Origin of the sequence: Paenibacillus sp. FSL P4-0184, from assembly GCF_038004625.1 — a bacterium.
In the GTDB taxonomy this organism is placed as follows: Bacteria; Bacillota; Bacilli; order Paenibacillales; family Paenibacillaceae; genus Paenibacillus_AQ.
This window is the reverse complement of the sequence record NZ_JBBORN010000001.1, coordinates 4,376,875-4,393,955: the sequence shown is the minus strand read 5'-3', so window position 1 is coordinate 4,393,955 and position 17,081 is coordinate 4,376,875. Positions and strand designations below refer to the sequence as shown.

Annotated in this window: 15 protein-coding genes; 3 read left to right on the top strand and 12 right to left on the bottom strand. The window is 38.9% G+C overall.

What is annotated here, in order from left to right; translation table 11 throughout:
* The 5 genes from MKY52_RS19250 to MKY52_RS19230 form a co-directional block, all read right to left on the bottom strand.
* On the bottom strand, nt 1-1,062 hold the full coding sequence (locus MKY52_RS19250; RefSeq protein ID WP_341052847.1) for a TIGR04066 family peptide maturation system protein: 1,062 nt from the start codon (nt 1,060-1,062) through the stop codon (nt 1-3).
* Nucleotides 1,059-2,477 carry a radical SAM/SPASM domain-containing protein gene (locus MKY52_RS19245; RefSeq protein WP_341052846.1) on the bottom strand — a complete coding sequence of 473 codons (1,419 nt, stop codon included), beginning with the start codon at nt 2,475-2,477 and terminating at the stop codon, nt 1,059-1,061. Before MKY52_RS19245 ends, MKY52_RS19250 begins: the two co-directional genes overlap by 4 nt.
* Nucleotides 2,428-4,215, bottom strand: coding sequence for an ABC transporter ATP-binding protein (locus MKY52_RS19240; protein WP_341052845.1), 1,788 nt, complete (start codon nt 4,213-4,215; stop codon nt 2,428-2,430). Before MKY52_RS19240 ends, MKY52_RS19245 begins: the two co-directional genes overlap by 50 nt.
* 157 nt (nt 4,216-4,372) lie before the next feature.
* Nucleotides 4,373-5,170, bottom strand: coding sequence for an ABC transporter permease (locus tag MKY52_RS19235; RefSeq protein WP_341052843.1), 798 nt, complete (start codon nt 5,168-5,170; stop codon nt 4,373-4,375).
* Between the two features lie 3 nt (nt 5,171-5,173).
* Complete coding sequence (locus MKY52_RS19230; RefSeq protein WP_076284638.1) at nt 5,174-6,085, bottom strand: ABC transporter ATP-binding protein; 912 nt, start codon at nt 6,083-6,085, stop codon at nt 5,174-5,176.
* Between the two features lie 194 nt (nt 6,086-6,279).
* Between MKY52_RS19230 and MKY52_RS19225 the strand changes: the two genes are divergently transcribed.
* Complete coding sequence (locus tag MKY52_RS19225) at nt 6,280-7,017, top strand: LytR/AlgR family response regulator transcription factor (RefSeq protein ID WP_052404359.1); 738 nt, start codon at nt 6,280-6,282, stop codon at nt 7,015-7,017.
* Nucleotides 7,010-8,317, top strand: coding sequence for an ATP-binding protein (locus MKY52_RS19220; protein ID WP_341052842.1), 1,308 nt, complete (start codon nt 7,010-7,012; stop codon nt 8,315-8,317). The genes MKY52_RS19225 and MKY52_RS19220 overlap by 8 nt, the downstream gene beginning before the upstream one ends.
* Nucleotides 8,318-8,394: 77 nt before the next feature.
* Here the strand turns inward: MKY52_RS19220 and MKY52_RS19215 are convergent, their stop codons facing one another.
* Both MKY52_RS19215 and MKY52_RS19210 read right to left on the bottom strand, forming a co-directional pair.
* A complete protein-coding gene (locus tag MKY52_RS19215; protein WP_341052841.1) occupies nt 8,395-10,503 on the bottom strand; it encodes a DUF5054 domain-containing protein in 2,109 nt (702 codons plus the stop codon).
* Nucleotides 10,504-10,729: 226 nt separating this feature from the next.
* Nucleotides 10,730-11,881: a GntR family transcriptional regulator gene (locus tag MKY52_RS19210; protein ID WP_341052840.1), complete on the bottom strand. Its 1,152-nt coding sequence runs from the start codon at nt 11,879-11,881 to the stop codon at nt 10,730-10,732.
* Between the two features lie 123 nt (nt 11,882-12,004).
* Here MKY52_RS19210 and MKY52_RS19205 point away from each other — a divergent pair, with 123 nt between their 5' ends.
* Nucleotides 12,005-12,214 carry a hypothetical protein gene (locus tag MKY52_RS19205; protein ID WP_341052838.1) on the top strand — a complete coding sequence of 70 codons (210 nt, stop codon included), beginning with the start codon at nt 12,005-12,007 and terminating at the stop codon, nt 12,212-12,214.
* 18 nt (nt 12,215-12,232) lie between these two features.
* On the opposite strand, the gene MKY52_RS19200 is transcribed toward MKY52_RS19205, so the two are convergent.
* The 5 genes from MKY52_RS19200 to MKY52_RS19180 all read right to left on the bottom strand — a co-directional run bounded on the left by MKY52_RS19200 (nt 12,233) and on the right by MKY52_RS19180 (nt 17,001).
* Nucleotides 12,233-12,718 (bottom strand): DinB family protein, encoded by a 486-nt coding sequence (locus tag MKY52_RS19200; protein WP_341052837.1) that lies wholly within the window; start codon nt 12,716-12,718, stop codon nt 12,233-12,235.
* A gap of 44 nt (nt 12,719-12,762) precedes the next feature.
* Nucleotides 12,763-13,854 carry an LCP family protein gene (locus tag MKY52_RS19195; RefSeq protein ID WP_341052836.1) on the bottom strand — a complete coding sequence of 364 codons (1,092 nt, stop codon included), beginning with the start codon at nt 13,852-13,854 and terminating at the stop codon, nt 12,763-12,765.
* Nucleotides 13,855-14,058: 204 nt separating this feature from the next.
* Nucleotides 14,059-14,286 (bottom strand): helix-turn-helix domain-containing protein, encoded by a 228-nt coding sequence (locus MKY52_RS19190; RefSeq protein ID WP_042189969.1) that lies wholly within the window; start codon nt 14,284-14,286, stop codon nt 14,059-14,061.
* Nucleotides 14,287-14,407: 121 nt separating this feature from the next.
* Entirely contained in the window at nt 14,408-14,608 is a 201-nt protein-coding gene (locus tag MKY52_RS19185) for a cold-shock protein (RefSeq protein ID WP_036685790.1), read from the bottom strand.
* A gap of 284 nt (nt 14,609-14,892) precedes the next feature.
* Nucleotides 14,893-17,001 (bottom strand): methyl-accepting chemotaxis protein, encoded by a 2,109-nt coding sequence (locus MKY52_RS19180; protein ID WP_076300542.1) that lies wholly within the window; start codon nt 16,999-17,001, stop codon nt 14,893-14,895.
* Nucleotides 17,002-17,081: the final 80 nt, after the last annotated feature.

The window sequence follows — 17,081 nt, the reverse complement described above, 5'->3', positions numbered from 1 at the left end:
TTAAATCATCGGAATATTATTTTGCAGCTCACTTACAATTCTTCTAAAAGCATCTTCTTGACTTGTAGAATTAGAAAGATTAAAAGTATACATCCCCTCTTGAGAATAGGAATTATTCCCCACTGAGTCTCGATAATCTACAGAATAGTATTCTAGTTGTCTTGCTTCTGGATTATATAAACAAACATTCTCAGAAATATGATAGTAATCAATATTAACGCCATATTTGTATAAACAAGTGGACTTCATTTCTTTCAAATGAGATTCCTCGTAATTTCCGTTATACAAACTTAATATTGTGATATCTGGTGTGACTGCATTACTGATTAGGAAAGGTATATACCCATATCCATTGGGAACTGAAGTGCTATACTTAAGAATGCTTCCTGGAACTCCAATAATAATGACATCTGGATTCTCAGCTTGTTCTATATATTTAATATAGGCATTCATACTCTCGACCTGTTCTGAAAACGTTAGATCATTGCCGTCTATAATGTCTGGGATTGTGTGGTATCCCCATAACCTCGATAGTGCATTGCTGGAAATCAAACTCATCTTATATCCCAAATTGCGAAAGTTTTCACTTAGTTTAAGCTGCAAATTCCATTTTTCGCAGTTTTCCCCCATCCCCATAATTAAAATAACTGGGACGTCGATACTCGCTAATGCATTCTGTTTCGATATAGAAGGATGCTCTAGATTCAGACACTCCCAACCCTCTATGGTTGATTGGTTTAATACAGTTTTTAATTCAGCCACGTACATAATATGCTTTCCCTTCTCTTCTGCAAGAGAAGTTAACCGGCAGTAACCTGATTCATCAACTTGAAATTGAGGCTTACATAATAACAGTACATCAACTGAGTTAATCAGATCATTTAAATAAAAGCTCTCTTCATCACATATTAAAGCTTTTTTAGTGTCGTCCACTTCATCGAATGACTCCCAGCCTTTTGGAACTACGGCATACGTCAGCTCGAAATTCTGAAGCTCACTTTCTGTTAGCAATAAAGGCATCAGACCTTTGTGAAAAGGGTAAACCGCCAGTTTTTTCTTCACAGTGAAATATCCTCTCTTTTAAACTGATATTTAAATTCCCTCATCATCGTATAGTTCTTCAAATTCTCTAATGCCGACGCTTTAACCCTGTTGCATTTGCTAAGCTTATAGCTTTCTGAATAATGTTCATCCTTTCCATTATCCGCTGCAGCGGGGCATATAGAGCAGCAATGAAAGGCCCAGCATTCTTTACAGTGTTGTTCCGTAACTGCTCCAACATTCAAAATTTCTCGAACTTTTTTAATATCAAAACCATCCTGAAGATTTCCCATTTTCATCAGTGAAGAATTTTCATCTATACGCTCACAAGGAAATAAGTTACCGTTTACATCTACAAAAAGTTTTTTCAAGCCTGGTATACAAGTCCCGCTAGGATGAGCAATTTTTGGGGTCTCATTGATTGGCGAAAGAAACTCTTTGTAGCTATAAATGGTTTCAATATCACGTTTATGATTGGCCACAGGCTCTTCTTTTACTTTTCCTAGCAGCAATAGATATGCCTTCAATGCTTCGTAATTTCGTTCTTCAAAATAAGCCTCACCATAAACGAATTCCGTCTCTGTATAGTTCATGGATAGTGTATTAAAGTTAACTTTAGAGAGGTCACTAACTCCTTCTCCCGCTCTAAAATAATCAAAGATCTCTTCGAACTTACCATCTGGACTAATAACTGTATTGAACTTCAGTTTTTGATATAGATCAGGATAGTTATCTCGAATATGTACAACATTACGATATACAATCTCATAGGAACCACGTCCATTTACAAACGTCCTATTTTCATTATGAACATCCTTCGGTCCATCCAGGCTAATCATAATGGATATGTTAAAATCACGAACTTCCCTTGCAAAACTATCATCCAGAAGTGTGCCATTAGTAGTCATACCAAAGGAAATTTCTTTGCCACTGACTTTTTCCTGTGTATATTTCATAGTATCTATGATGAGTTTTTTTTCAATCAAAGGCTCCCCACCATAAAAAGCTACATGCAAGTGGTCCACGTCTTTAGAATGGGCTACAAGGAAATCAATCCCTTGCTGCAGAGTATCCCAGGTTATATTCAGGGCAGAATGTGAACGATTATTATAAATTTCATTGCTTGAGTAAGGACAGTAACCACAACGCAAGTTGCAATTTTGAGACATTTGAAAAGTGATTGAGTTAACACAGCGCTCTAACTGGTACTCCAACATTTGACTTGCCGGATGCTCAATTTGTAGAATCGGAGATTCAGCTAGAAGCCCTCTCTTTTGAAAATCTTTAAGCACATTTGCATCAGCTTCCTCGTAACTGCCTTCAGAAATATGACTTAACGCTTCATACTGATTCTGTTTGATTTTATAAATACTGTTTCTATTCATGTCATAGACGTAATGTAGATTCGCTCTCGTTTGAAAAGGAATAAAAGGCATCCGGGGTTTCCTCCCTTTGAGTACTAGTAATCATATCTCTAAAACTCTCCTGAGATGTATACAACTCATCAAAAGTTCCTATCCCAAGAACCTTGCCACCATTTAAATAAATGATCTTATCTAATCTCTTTAACACTTCCGGTCGATGCGTGATAATGATAGTCATCATATAACGATCTGAAGATAACAGTTCCTCGTTAAAAACCTGCTCCGAGTAATAGTCATAGCTTGAGGTGGCTTCATCCAATAGCAGAATTTTTGTATCCTTACGTGCTAATGTTCGGGCGAGTGCTATTTTTTGTTTTTGTCCACCCGATAGTTTAGCGCCATTGTAACCAATTCGAGTGTCCATTTTTTCGGGCAGGTCTTGGATAAATGAATATGCCCCTGACTGTTTGCAGCTTTCCAATATCTCAGTAAGTGTAAGCTCTTCAGAAATGTTGATATTGTTCGCCACAGTATCATTGAAAAGATAATTGTTTTGAGCCATCAAGCTCCATATTGAGCGATAGGATTCAAAAGTATACTCTTTCACATCTTTATCGTTTATTTTGATGCTGCCTTCAGTAGGCTCATAGAATCTTAGCAGCAGATTTACAACGGATGATTTGCCACTGCCATTCAAACCAATAATCGCTACTTTCTCACCTTTTTGAATGGTGAAATTCACTTGATCCAGAGCTTTTTCATTCTCATAAACCAAGGATACGTTTTCGAATTTCAGATCATTGATAGATATTGATTCTAATAATTCCTTCGCTTCCGGTTTATCAATTTCAGCATCCGTATTTAGAAATTTTAAAAACCGCTCAAAAGCTGGCTTCACGCTGGATAATTGAGTAATCAAATACGATATGATAGTAATTGGTTCAAATACCAATGATGAGTACGAAATGAAAGATACCAGACCGCCAATAGTGATTTCATCTTTTTGGATTAACCAAGCACCGTACAAGTAAAGACCACAAGTAAACAATGTCGTCATAAATGAACCCGATATACTATCAATAAATCCATAACGCATTAACTTGGATTTAGCATTTTTACTTCCATCCAGATTCACTTTCAGTTTCGCTAGTCGTTTTCCAGTAATCCCCCATACTTTTATCGCTTCAATGCCACTAATTGCATCCCCTAACCATTCTGAGAAATTTGATTGCAAGTGCATAATGATTTCATATACCTTTACTTGCTTTTTATATAAAAAACTGCTAATTAGCATTTTGACTGGAATTGTAGCGAGCATAACTAGAGTTAATTTCCAGTTAATATAAAACAATGCTGTTAAGCCGGCGAAAACTTTAAATAGATTAACGAAAGATGTTAAAAATTGCGTGTCTGTCAAAGACGATATGTTGGCGATATCTTGAAAAAGCTCAGACATCACTACTGAGAAATTTCTGTCTTTAAAAAATTTCGTGCGTACGGATAACACATGTTTACAAGCTTTCTTATTCAAGTCATATGGTATTCTCACACTTATTTCCTTATAGTAATAGAATTGAAAAATACCAAGTAATTGTTGGATAAGGAATACTAAAAAAATTAGCCCTACGTATTGAATAACTCGATAAAAATCCAAACCTAGAATACCAATGTCAATAAGTTGCTTCGTAAACCAAGGAGTCAAAAAGCTCCCTATAGAAGTCACCAACATAACAATACTGATTATCCAAATGTTTTTACGGTAAGGATGAAATAACTCTTTAATGCTGATCCATACTACATTGTATTTCATTTCACATAACTCCCCGCGACATATACTGAGACTAGCCTCATCCCATCTCAATACCAACAAAAAGAACAACAAAAACTACAATAGCTAGCAACGCACCTACAATAACGATCGTTTTTGGTGATCTATTACCCCTGTCCATTTCAATTCCTCCTTTTATCTACGCGTGTATATCTCTTTTTCCAAACGAAATATAGGTGACAGACAAACTAATAGCTATGATAATCACAGGAATCAGCACCACTTCCATAAAGCTCTTTGCTCCGGTTAGGATTATATGTTGTGAATTAACGACGTAGATTCCGGAAAACTTCATAACTTGGGTCGTTAAAGCATGGTCTGAAATCCCCCTTAACAATGCGGAGGAAGCATCACGGAAATAACCGGATATCATGAAGTCTCCGAATATAATTAGAAAAGTTACAACCACTGCTGAAGCCGTTCTTTTAATAAGAATACCTACCATAATGATTAGAGCAGCATAAGCTGATAAATAAAGGATATTTAATCCCAGTACACGGGAAACCTGAATCAAGTCAGCAGAAAAATTACGATTACCGATGTCAGTCCCGATTATCAAAGCAGCTATCATATAAGCGAGATAAAACACTACTGTAAATTGTAAAATCCACCATATAATAATTTTAAAAACAGAAAGGTATTTCCCCGTGATATAGATAAACCTACTTTGTCCGGAAGCCAGGATAACTTTGATAGATCCATATTCAAATCCTTCGGTTGCAAAAAAACATACGTAAACTGGAATAATAAAATAAAAAAATAAAGATAAAGGTGTCACAATAGTTAAGGGTTCCGCGAGATTACCGATTTCAAAACCACCTTTACCGCCAATCCAGATTGCTAGTACCAGACTTGCTATAAGGAACAGAAGAGAAATTCCCTTAAACATGATATCCCTTCTTATAAAGTAAGACTCAGCTTTCAGAAAATCCCTCATTGCTCATTCTCCTATCAGATCCATATAATAATGCTCAAGATTTGCTGTGGACAGGTTGATTCCTTCAAGTGGAATTCCATTTCTAATTAACGTTGACATTAACTGTTCAAGATCTGTCAAATCCTTGGGAACCAATATTTCTCCGGCTTCTGACAATGTGATCGAATGAATATTAAGATCGTTCTTAAGCACGTTTATTGCTGCAGCTATTTCAACGGTCTTAATACAAATTTGTGCTTCGGCTGATTGCAAGAGTTCTTCCACAGAGACTTCCTTAATGAACTGCCCTTTATGAATAAACCCGAATTTGGTAGCTAACAATTGGAGCTCACTCAAGATATGGCTGGAAATCAAGATGGTAACCCCTTTTTCATGTGCCAGCTTAGCCAATAATTTTCTCATCTCTACAATTCCTGTAGGATCAAGTCCATTAATCGGTTCATCCAACACTAAAAATTCCGGTTCATTGAGAAGGGAGATTGCCAGCCCTAAGCGTTGACGCATGCCCAGAGAATATTCCGTTGTATTTTTGTTTTCAACATCCGTTAGTCCCACTAAATTCAGCACATCTTTAATTCTTTTGAAATCCGAAATACCATGAATCTTGCAATAAAAGCTTAAATTCTCTTCAGCATTCATATGGGGGTAGAGGGCAGGTAGCTCTATTAAAACCCCCATTTTTTTTCTGACCCGTGCGATGTCCTTCTCACTACTTTTACCCATCAATTGGATAGTCCCTTTTGTAGGGTAAACTAATCCACTAATTATTTTCATGAGTGTGGTTTTACCTGCTCCATTCTCACCTACAAAGCCATAGATATCACCCTGTTTAATCTGCATATTTATATTATGAAGCGCATTTGCACTGCCGTACTGTTTAGTTAATCCCTCAGCTTCAAAGATTGTTGTATTCATTTTTCAACTCCTCCATACCGTCTGCTACTAATTGATATTAAATTAGCATGTTTACTAGAATTACTAATCGAAATGGTAAAAAACACGGGAATAAATGTAACTTTCGCCGCTTCCAAGTGATCCCTAAAAGGATAAAGGTTGATTATACTCCCATATAATGTATTATTATTTATAACACAGGAGGGGAATTTCACATGATACATATTGCTATTTGTGATGATGATTTCAAGGCAACAGAATATATTGAGAGATTGATCCTTAACCATCCCATTCAGCAGACTGTAAAGATAGAGGTATCCATATTCTATTCTGGTGAAAGTTTCACGAAAGCCATTCAACATGGTTGTCCATTTGATCTTATTTTTATGGATATAGAAATGAAGGGAATAAGCGGAATAACAGCGGGTCATATATTACGGAGAGATTGTGATAATGATAGAGTTCGGTTGATTTACGTATCGAGCCACGAAGAGTATCATGTTCAACTATTTGACGTTCAACCTTCCGGTTTTATAAAGAAGCCTATACATAACGAGTCTTTTGAAAAAAAACTAATCTCTATGATTCAGCAAATAAAGGTCAAGCGTCAGCAAAACCAACCAAAATTACTGCCTGTACACCAAAGTGGAACTAAACTACTTATTCCAATCCGTAATATTATGTACTTGGCAAGTGATCGCCGAAAAATCATTTTGCAAACAACGGAAGATCAAACGGAATATTACAGTACTTTATCTATAGAAGAAGGAAAGCTACCTTCGAAGCAGTTTGTGCGGATTCATCAATCGTATCTTGTGAATTTCGATTACATAAAACAAATTCAGGGCAAAAAAATTGTATTAACGAGTGGGGAAGAACTTCCGATTAGCGATAAGCAAAGCACCGTAGTGAAAAAGAGTTATTTGCAATTCAGGGGGAGTCTGCTTGAATAATATTCTACTGGATGAGCTGTTCTATGCCCTCACACTGGCAGCTCTCCCATTTATCATTCATTATTTCTATGATCATTGTTTCCCACGGCTTTGGGAATCCAAAGTAATCCTTTATTCCGTCTACACTGCTTATTATATTTTCGTACTCCTCCTTCATTACAGCCCACTTCCCGGCTTATGGATGCTAGGGCTTAATATAGTGGGGATCGCTCTCTTGTCCTTTTTGTATAAAGGAAAAATACAATGGCGTATTGGTGCTGCTTTATTTATAGTCGCACTGATTATTCTTTCAGATGCAGCTACTGCACCTGTGTATACGACAAGCGGATACATCTTTACCTTGTTTTTGTCTAAGATTCTGATGTTTATACTGGTACAGATCACGCTTCGTTTTACCAAAGCTTTTGGTGAGGGCAGTCTAAGCAGTTGGTATTGGATCGGGCTGTTCTGCTTTCCGTTTATCAGCATTCTCAGTATTGCAAAATTATCGGGCGAGCTGTCATTGCGGGAATATCCGGCGTTGTATCCGACTTTGTCCGGAGGAATGCTGTTGATCAACTTCCTGATCATTCTTTTGTGTGATCGTGTATTAACCATACAATCGGCACAGAATAAAAACTACTTGTTGGAACAGCAGAACACCTACTATATGAACCAGTATCTGCTCACGAAAGAAAGGCAGCAAGAAGTCTTTACGTTTCAACATGATTTCAGGAATATCTTGCTCGGCCTGAGGTCTCAGTTACAAGCTGGGGAAAAAGAAGCCGGACTGAATGATGTGGATAAGCTTCTTGGAGTAATAGAACTCTCTTCAGGTGAAAGTAATACCGGCTCCATCCTAATCGACTCTATCATTAATTACAAGTCGCAATTTGCCAAAAAGCTGGGTATCTCCTTTCAAACGGATATTAAGATTCCACCTCAGCTTGACCTAGATGCTTATGCATTTAGCATTATTCTAGGGAACACCCTTGATAATGCCATAGAAGCATGTAAGCATCCAGGTGTGACTCAGCCTTATATTAAATTCCAACTTCATTATCATAAGGGTACTTTATTTATCAGAATACAGAATCCATATCAGCATTCAATACGTACGAATCATTTCGGAGAATTAGCCACAACAAAACGAGACAAGCATTTTCATGGTATCGGTCTAAAAAGCGTAAAAAATGCGGTAGAAGAAATCGGCGGAATATGGGATATCACCTATGAAAACCAAATTTTCCAAGTGGAAATTTGTCTTTTTAACATTGAGATCTTATCAGTTGCAGAAACTGAGCAAAAATGCACCTCATAGATAGACATCGGACCCAAAGGGTTTTCCAATGTTTATTCTAAGGGGTGCATTTCAGTCACAAGTATACTTCTAATATTTTACTTACGGTTCGATTGTAAATTTAGACGAAAACGAAATACTGCATCTTCACCGTACCACATAGGGAAATTCGTACCCCAGATATTGTTGTGCAAATTAAAATGCCATCCTTTATCTAGAGAAACAAAAGAATTATCGAATTGTAGCAGTCTTTTTTGACCCGGTGCAGCCAAAGCAGCATCCATAGTTTCGATAAAGGCGCTCCCATCTGCACCCTGATAACTAACGCCACATCCAATTGCATGAAGATTACGATTCCCGTCCTTCACTACACGCAAAGGTGAGACTGGCAAGCCCATCTTATCCATCATCCAAAGATTAGGATTATCGACATTCAATGCACAACCGAACCAGCTTGCTTCTGGAAGGCGGTTGGCTTCTTTTCCGAACCATTGCAGTGATACGTCAACCGTACCTTCATGCTCAAAATCATACACTAATTCAAGTTCCTTCGGCGCACCATATAATTCATACGCTTGTACCGGCATGCGTAAACGTAGCAAGAAACGTTTGCCGTTTACTCGCTTCATATCAGTCACGATGGGCTCATATAGCCGATGACTAGGTAATGGTCGAACGAATTCAAAGCCAGGCTTATTAAAGTCGGCATCAGACCATGGATGGGTGAAGCTTAAATTTTGCATATAGGTACGGAAGTATCTGGCATAGTCCTCCGTTCCAAACGTCTCATAGGCGTAAACGCCGAAGGGATGGCTTTCGTCTACCCATACTTTCTCATTAGCGTCCGATAAATGAACAAGTGAGCCATTCACGCCAAAGGTCAGTTTAAAACCTTCAACCGCGTACACCTCTTGGACACTAACCTGCTCAGCATCAGCGGAACAATCTTTCCTCGTAGGCTTTAGCCTACCGAACGCTTCCTTTGCCTCCGCTTGTTTATCTTTATCCAGGCATGCGACTGCCTGATCCAGATAGCCCCGTTGCTCCGCCCAGGAACGTTCGATCATCGAATACTTCCGGACGCTCTGTTCTGAGGCAAATAAACCACTAGAATGTTTATCGAATTCATCCATGGCGAATGCACCAATATAATTGAATTTCGCAGGAATATCGTCTACATCAATCTCGTCCTTGATTCTAGCATCATTGAAATCTTTTTTCGCATAGTTTCGAAAGTCAGGAAGCCATTTCTTTACGTCTAAACCCCATGTATGCTCTGCAACCATCAACATAGCATCGCTCATCCCTTTATAGGCAGTACTATGCTCGTCTAAGCTTCCTTCGGACAGCCATTTGCTTCTCAAACGTTGAAGCTCGCGAAGCTTGGCAAGTTTTAATGGATCTGTCCCTGCACCATGAATCCAAGTATCACCGATTTCTTCACTAACCACAGGAAGCTGCTCGCGAACTTGTATAAGACTTCTAACAAATGCATCTAGTGAAGACGCAATAATCTCAGCGTCAGGGTATCGTTCTTGGATTTCACGGAATTGCTCTTCGATTTCCTCAGCACTTGGCGGCCCACAATTGTCACCCGTATGCGCAAATAGCAATATATCGTCGATCCCTTCAATCTCTACCGGCTCTCCGTAGCTTCCGGCATAGTTCACAATTAATTCGCTGCCATCCCCTGCCTGCCAGCGAAACAGCTTTGGTACATCAGGACGCATAGAGGCTGGGTTAACTCCGAGATGCATATACTGAATGCCTGCTTTCTGCATATACGGAACCATGGACAGGGTATGACCTGGCACATCCGTCATTTTGGCGGCTATCGTTTGTTTCCCAAATTGTTGATCAAGCTCTTGGCTGATCGTTAGCCCGTATCGGAAAAGCTCCTTATCCATAAGCTCAGTATGTGTAGTGAACGGTAACCCATGCCACACTATATGTCCCTTACGAATTGCCTTCTCCATCGCCTCTCTTTCCGAAGCAGGTGCGTGATCCAAATAATAACGAATTAGCCAGGATCCAGTCGTCCATACAAATTGCGCGCGACCACCTTCAGCCTCTAATGTATCGGCCAAAGCGATCGCTTTCGGAATATACTCTTCCATGTATTGTCTTAATACATGCGCAGCCAAATTCGTGAACCCAATATCCAAATGCGTTTTAAATACAACATGGACCTTCTTAGTGTTATTCATTTTCCCGACCTGCTTCCATTAGATTATGGCTTATTGAAAACTGGAATTTCCAACGATCTATTTCCAGACTAGTATATGTCACTGATCTATACAACCAAATAGTCTGAAATATTATCATTAAATAATATGAAAAATACATTATCTCGCTTTTATGTCACTGATATAAAAAACTCTTCCCTCCACAAAAATGTGGGGAAAGAGCCTCAAAAGGTAATTTTCAAGCGGATCATTTAATAACGTTGGGTCTAACGGAGCTTCGCTCGACGATGGTGGTATCAATCTTAATCGTTAGCGCTCCTTCACGTGAATTATCCATCCGTTTAACAACTCGCTGGACAGCAGCTTGTCCGAGTTTCTCTGTAGCTTGTCTTGCTGTAGTTAATGGAACCGGCAGCAAGCTCGCCAATTGAATGTCGGTAAACCCTATGATAGACAATTGATCCGGAACCAATATTTGCATGGAGATTGCCGTATATAAGCATGATGTAGCGATATAGTCGTCTGCACATACGACTGCCGTTAATGCGGAATTATTACCTAAAAACGACGCCAACTGCACATTCGGAGCATTCAACTGATGCATATAATCTTCTGAGCAGCTCAAGTAAATATTACGACTGTTTACGGGCAGATCATGATCCAACATAGCTTGAAGATAACCTCTATACCGGTCTTCCCTGCTCGTCACACCATCAAATGCCATTGAAAGATATCCGATTTCCTGATGGCCTTTCTCAATCAAATACTGGGTGGTTTTATAAGCCCCATGGTAATGATCATGGTAGACACAGTCAATCTGCACCTCTCGAAAGATACGATCGATGATAACTAGAGGGTAGTTTAATAGACTAAGCTCCAATACTTTCTCACTGCACTGCGAACTCCCACGCGGATATAAAATAATACCCTCCACTTGATCATCGTACAGCTCTTGCAAGCATATGCTTTCGTCTTCTTTGTCCCCAGTCATTCGAATGAGTAAATGACAATTCGCTTCACGCGCTTCTTTTTCGACGGAAGTAATTATTCTACCGATATAATCATCCATATTAGGAATCACCAATGCAATCCTTCGTATCGGTTTCTTCTCCTCGATCGCCTTCTCCAGCATCTGTTCACCGGAAAGTGTATGGTGGTAATCAGCGGATATGAATGTCCCACGACGGGCATGGCGATAAACGATCCCTTTTTTCTCCAAGATCTGCAAAGCAAGCTTCGCCGTCATGCGACTGACACCGTACAACTTCGCAATCTCCCCTTCAGATGGGACAAGATCATGTGACTGAAGCTTTCTCTTCCTGATTTCTTCCATAACATGATTTGCTGTCTGTATATATAATAGCGGTTTCCGCTCTTTTTGATGATCCTGATTATCCATTCGAGTCTTCACCCTTTACTCTTCTATGCCGTTAGTCTAAATATTTCGAATGGGACATCTTGTTCTCAAAATAGAATGAACAGTGGATTTATATGCTGCGTTATCAATTAGGAGGTCAACCACTTGAAAAATAAAGAATCATTTGTATTCGTTACAATCCCACTATCCGAGATCAAGAAATTCATTCTTATTGACTTTGTAGCTGGAACGGTCATTTACTTTGCCATAAGGTTTCCCTTACATTCCTTTATAGCCGCCTCAGCCGGCAGCATGTTCGGCCCATTACTCATTCGCCAATCCATGAAATTGGTTCAGAATCGCGCTAAAGCTTAAACCATAAAAGGCAAGCTTTCAACCTTGCTGTATGTATTTTAGAAATTGTTCAATCTGTTTTTTATGATGCTTATCATGTGGAATAAAACTTCTCATATACTTGCGAACACTGAACTTCTTGCGGTCTCCATCCTTATATTCCAAATCACATTCTTCATCCGTTAATCCAGAGACTGTATCTAAAATTCTAGATCTGTAGAGCACAAATTGTTCTATCAAGGTTTGCTTGGATAACAATTTGGCATACTCAATCGCGTTAGCATTAAATTCGTTAAAATCCAAATGTTTCGTTGTTAGTGGTTCTTTCAAAATAATCTTCTTAATAGCACCTTCATAGAAATATTTATCCCAAAGCATGAGGTGACAGAGAATATCCTTCACGGTCCATTTACCAGGAGCTATGGGCTTATCCCAATGTTTATCTGGCACCTCTTCTAATGATTTCACGAATGGAATAAGAGACTTAAATTCGAGTATCATTTGCTCCTTTGATTTTACTGCCATAGAAGCTAACCTCCGTGTGAATATAAAATAGAATAGCAAAAATATTATGCAGCATCATCCTTAGAAGCAGTTATTAGATCAGCCTCAGTAGATTCTGGATTCAGCCAAATCTCAATCATATCATGGGTACGCTTTACATCATTTTCATCGAGTATATAATACCATTGATCCGTATGTTTTCCTTCCCCTTGGAGCATATGACTCGTTATTTCAGGGGTTCCACCTTCAAGAATTACCTTCTTAGCCAAATCCAAAATAAAATCTGACTTCATATTGGTTTTAAAGTTACTGCCAGCAATTTCAATAATGTTCTGTATATTAAGAATATTATCTATTCTTTTCATCCGATCAAGCGCTGCTTTTAGGAAAATCCTTTGTCTCTCTGTTCTCTTAAAATCAGAATCTTCCCGATATCTTACATACATAAGAGCTTCCTTACCGGAATAGATCGGTTTGTTCGGCTCAATTCTTAGTTTCTCATGATCGGGGCTCTTATTCTCTATCACCTTGGTGATTGGAAGCACCACTCCTCCAAGAGCATCTGTAACACCCACAAGCCCATTAAAATTAATAGTAGCATAGTAATCAATAGGTGCGTTCAGTAGATTCTTAACGGTATCCACACTCATCTGAGGACCACCGTAGGAATGCGCTGCATTAATCTTGGTTTCTTTTCTTGCTCCTTTGATATTTTCTGCTCCAATAATTTCAGTATATGAATCACGGGGAATGGAGACGAGCAGTGCTTTATGGTCTACAGGTCGAATAACTGTATAAATAATGGAATCAGAAAGTCCGTTTTCTTTGCCACGCTGATCGGTGCCTAGTAGAAGGATAGAGAAAGGACGGTCTTTATTTTCCGCCGTTGCTTGTAATCCAGATTCTTCAGTGTCTTTCAACGGCACATAGGACTCTTCAAGGGTGTGTTCAATAGTTGGTGCTACAACATTATCAAACCCAAAAATCATTAGTTCTTTACGGAAAATAAAGGATCCCAGCCCAACAAGAAGTAAGGTAGCGATCGAAAAGTACCAAATCTTCATTTTCTTGCTGATTTTATTCTTTTTCACTTTCTTTTTCTCGATTCTACTTAAAGCAAATGAAGCAGGTGGATGAGTGCTCTGTTTATTTTTCATTTGAATGAATTACCCTTTCTGTTTATGCGACTTCTCACCATTAATGAACATCACTTTTTATTTCTGCCTACCCTCCATTACCTAAATATCCCATTATTATAGACGATCATTGGATCGATAAGTTTCTTTTTATAAGAAATTTTTGAGGCAAAAAAAAGACCACATCCTATCAAGGATGGGTCTGCAAAGTTTATTGAGGTTACATTAGGTTTTGTTCAGGATCGTATCGATTTCACTTTTCAGTAAAAGATACCTGACAACACTTCTCATAATTGGGACTTTGGTTAACTTATGCTGGTCTACATAGCTTTTCATTTGATCTTTAGACAGACCAAGCAAGCTACCGGCTTCAGACACAGTCAATACTTCTTTGTTGCTTGTAGCGTTAAAGGTTTTCTTCACTTTTAAATTCCAGTCTTCAAACACCTGCACTTACATCCGCCACCTTTCTACTAAGCGAGAAATATAAGACATAAAGTATTGTGTGAAACTTATAATTTCTTATATTTAAAAAAATCCCCAAACTATAAGTTTGGGGATTTTTTTCACAACTTTAGAGTTTTACAACATTCTCAGCTTGTTGACCACGATTGCCTTGAACTACGTTAAATTCTACACGTTGTCCTTCATCCAAAGATTTGAATCCGTCACCAGTGATTGCGCTAAAATGTACGAATACGTCTTCTCCGCCTTCAACCTCGATAAAACCAAAGCCTTTGTCTGCGTTAAACCATTTCACTGTTCCTGTTTGCATAATATAATTACCACCTTTTTTTAATTTACATGTTATTCTTATCCCAAAAAAATCTCTTACAAAATCTCTAAAAAAATAAAAATTCACATATGGTACAAGGTTATTGTCATCTTAAGAATAACCCTCTACGCTATGTGAATTAGCAGGTAACTACTTTCGATATATTGATTATAGCACATCCGATGGCATGTAGATACCTTTTTAGATTATGTAATAAATGGAAAAACCCTAATCCTTTAGAAAAGGACAGGGTTTCCCACCTGTAATCACGATATCACATCAGTTTAAATTTTAAAATAAGACAATTTGTCCAGCAAATCTTGCACCATTGAGCTGAGGGATTCCGTCGAAGCTGAGATTTCTTCCATAGAAGCAAGCTGCTCCTCTGAGGCTGCTGCAACACTTTGTGAATCTGCGGACGCTTCTGATGCAAGTTCAGCTAATACTTTTACACTAGCTGAAATTTGCTCTGTACCAGCAGTCATCTGCTGTGCAGCTGCAGATACTTCCTGAATCTGATCTGTAACCTGTGTCATTTCAGCAAGAATCGATGTAAACAAAAGATCACTGTCAGATACACCCTGCACACCGATACGTACTTGCTCATTACCAACAGCCATAGCCTGTGAGGCTTGATTAGTATCTTGGACCACATGTTCGACTAATTCAGTAACTTGTTCGGCAGCTTGTTTCGTTTGATCCGCCAACATGCGTATTTCCGAAGCTACTACAGCAAATCCACGACCTTGTTCACCCACTCTGGATGCTTCAATTGCTGCGTTTAATGCCAATAGATTAGTCTGTTTACTGATATTCGAGATCAGACCAATAATCCCACTAATCTGTACAGATCTTTCACCTAGTCGTTCAATCGCCAGACTGGTCTCGTCCACGGATTGCTTAAGCTCTGTCATCTGGTTCACCGCCATTTGAAGCTGTGCACTGCCTCTCTTCGTTTGATCGGTTACTTCGTCTGCAGATGCAGACACCGCTGATGAAGAGTCAGCGATACGTTGCACTCCAATGCTAAGATCGCTCATCGCCAGAGAAGATTCTCCTGCATAACCATTCTGCAGTTGCGCTCCCTCGGCGACTCGTCCAATAGCCACAGCAATCTGTTCAGCAGCTTTCCCTGTCTGTTCCGCGTTCGCTGTCAACTCTTCAGAAGTCGCACCCACTGACATCGATAAATCAGCCACAAGTCCAAACATTTCTCGAAGCTTATATGTCATCTGATTAAAATGTGAAGACATCTTACCGAATTCATCATCATTTCGAACCTGCAATGTTTGTGTTAAGTCCCCTTGAGCCATAAGCTGCAATTTCTCAGATAATACTCGAAGCGGTTTGATCACCATTAACCATAATTGTAAGACTATAACTATTCCTAAAATCAGCATCCCAACAAGCATGATAATAAATGATTCTGTTTTCGATTGTTCGTAATCAGCCATGATTGTAGCTTTAGGAATCGCAGTCTGCGTATACCATACCTGATCGCTTTCTGGCAGTGGAATCGGAACAAAAATACGAAGTACATTTTCTCCTTTGGAATTATTGGTGTACCCCTGAACCGACTTTCCATTCTTCACTTGTCTCCACAGTGCAGCTTTCTCTTCCGTATCACCGAAATCTTTAAGTACACTTTCTGGATCATTAGGATTAGCTGCATATTTACCATTACCCGTGACTAGAGAAACGTATCCACCCATAGGTTTATATTTATCAGCATCCTCCTGAAGCTTTGATAACGAAACATCAAATCCTACCGTCCCAAGAAAAGTGCCCGATTTGTCCAAAATGGGCAGCATAACCGAAATCATCTCTATAGCCCCACCAGTCGTCTCATAGGAATAGGGTTCAATGTAGATCGGTTTTTTCTCTTTTTTAGGTAAAAGGTAATAATCACCCGCACCTTCTACATCGTAATTCTTTAAGGGTTCAACCGTTATTGAACCTTGATTTCTAAGAACATAAGGAATAAAACGCCCCGTACCATCATCATATGGCGTCTTATTGATATTAGCCTGATCGTTTTGATCGAAGGCATTGGGTTCCCACAATGTACTAATTGCAAAAAGCTCGGGTCTATTCTCAAGCATCGATTTCATTGTAGAAATAACTTCTTCACGACTCAAAGTTTGATGTTCTCTTGATTCAACCAGTACATCTGTGAATACCTTTGCTGCCGACTCTATGTCTACCATACTATTCTGAATAGTTTCCGCATAACTTCGCCCAGCAACTTCCGCCTCTAGTTCACCGTTCGATATGCTCACACTTCGAAGATTAAGCAGATTCGCGATTAGACTAAAGAAAAAGATAACAATGATAACTAAACTTACTACCAGAACAAATTTAACCGTTAAAGAAAGCCTACGATATAACGCCATCTGAACAACTCCACTCTAGGATAATATACCTTATCTTTAATCGACAAAATACGACTATCATTAAATAGGTCTTTTCACCT

Bases quoted from the DNA above. Each gene is read 5' to 3' on its own strand.
- MKY52_RS19245 (WP_341052846.1), bottom strand. From the start codon at position 2,477: ATGCCTTTTATTCCTTTTCAAACGAGAGCGAATCTACATTACGTCTAT.
- MKY52_RS19240 (WP_341052845.1), bottom strand. From the start codon at position 4,215: ATGAAATACAATGTAGTATGGATCAGCATTAAAGAGTTATTTCATCCT.
- MKY52_RS19235 (WP_341052843.1), bottom strand. From the start codon at position 5,170: ATGAGGGATTTTCTGAAAGCTGAGTCTTACTTTATAAGAAGGGATATC.
- MKY52_RS19230 (WP_076284638.1), bottom strand. From the start codon at position 6,085: ATGAATACAACAATCTTTGAAGCTGAGGGATTAACTAAACAGTACGGC.
- MKY52_RS19225 (WP_052404359.1), top strand. From the start codon at position 6,280: ATGATACATATTGCTATTTGTGATGATGATTTCAAGGCAACAGAATAT.
- MKY52_RS19215 (WP_341052841.1), bottom strand. From the start codon at position 10,503: ATGAATAACACTAAGAAGGTCCATGTTGTATTTAAAACGCATTTGGAT.
- MKY52_RS19210 (WP_341052840.1), bottom strand. From the start codon at position 11,881: ATGGATAATCAGGATCATCAAAAAGAGCGGAAACCGCTATTATATATA.
- MKY52_RS19200 (WP_341052837.1), bottom strand. From the start codon at position 12,718: ATGGCAGTAAAATCAAAGGAGCAAATGATACTCGAATTTAAGTCTCTT.
- MKY52_RS19195 (WP_341052836.1), bottom strand. From the start codon at position 13,854: ATGAAAAATAAACAGAGCACTCATCCACCTGCTTCATTTGCTTTAAGT.
- MKY52_RS19185 (WP_036685790.1), bottom strand. From the start codon at position 14,608: ATGCAAACAGGAACAGTGAAATGGTTTAACGCAGACAAAGGCTTTGGT.
- MKY52_RS19180 (WP_076300542.1), bottom strand. From the start codon at position 17,001: ATGGCGTTATATCGTAGGCTTTCTTTAACGGTTAAATTTGTTCTGGTA.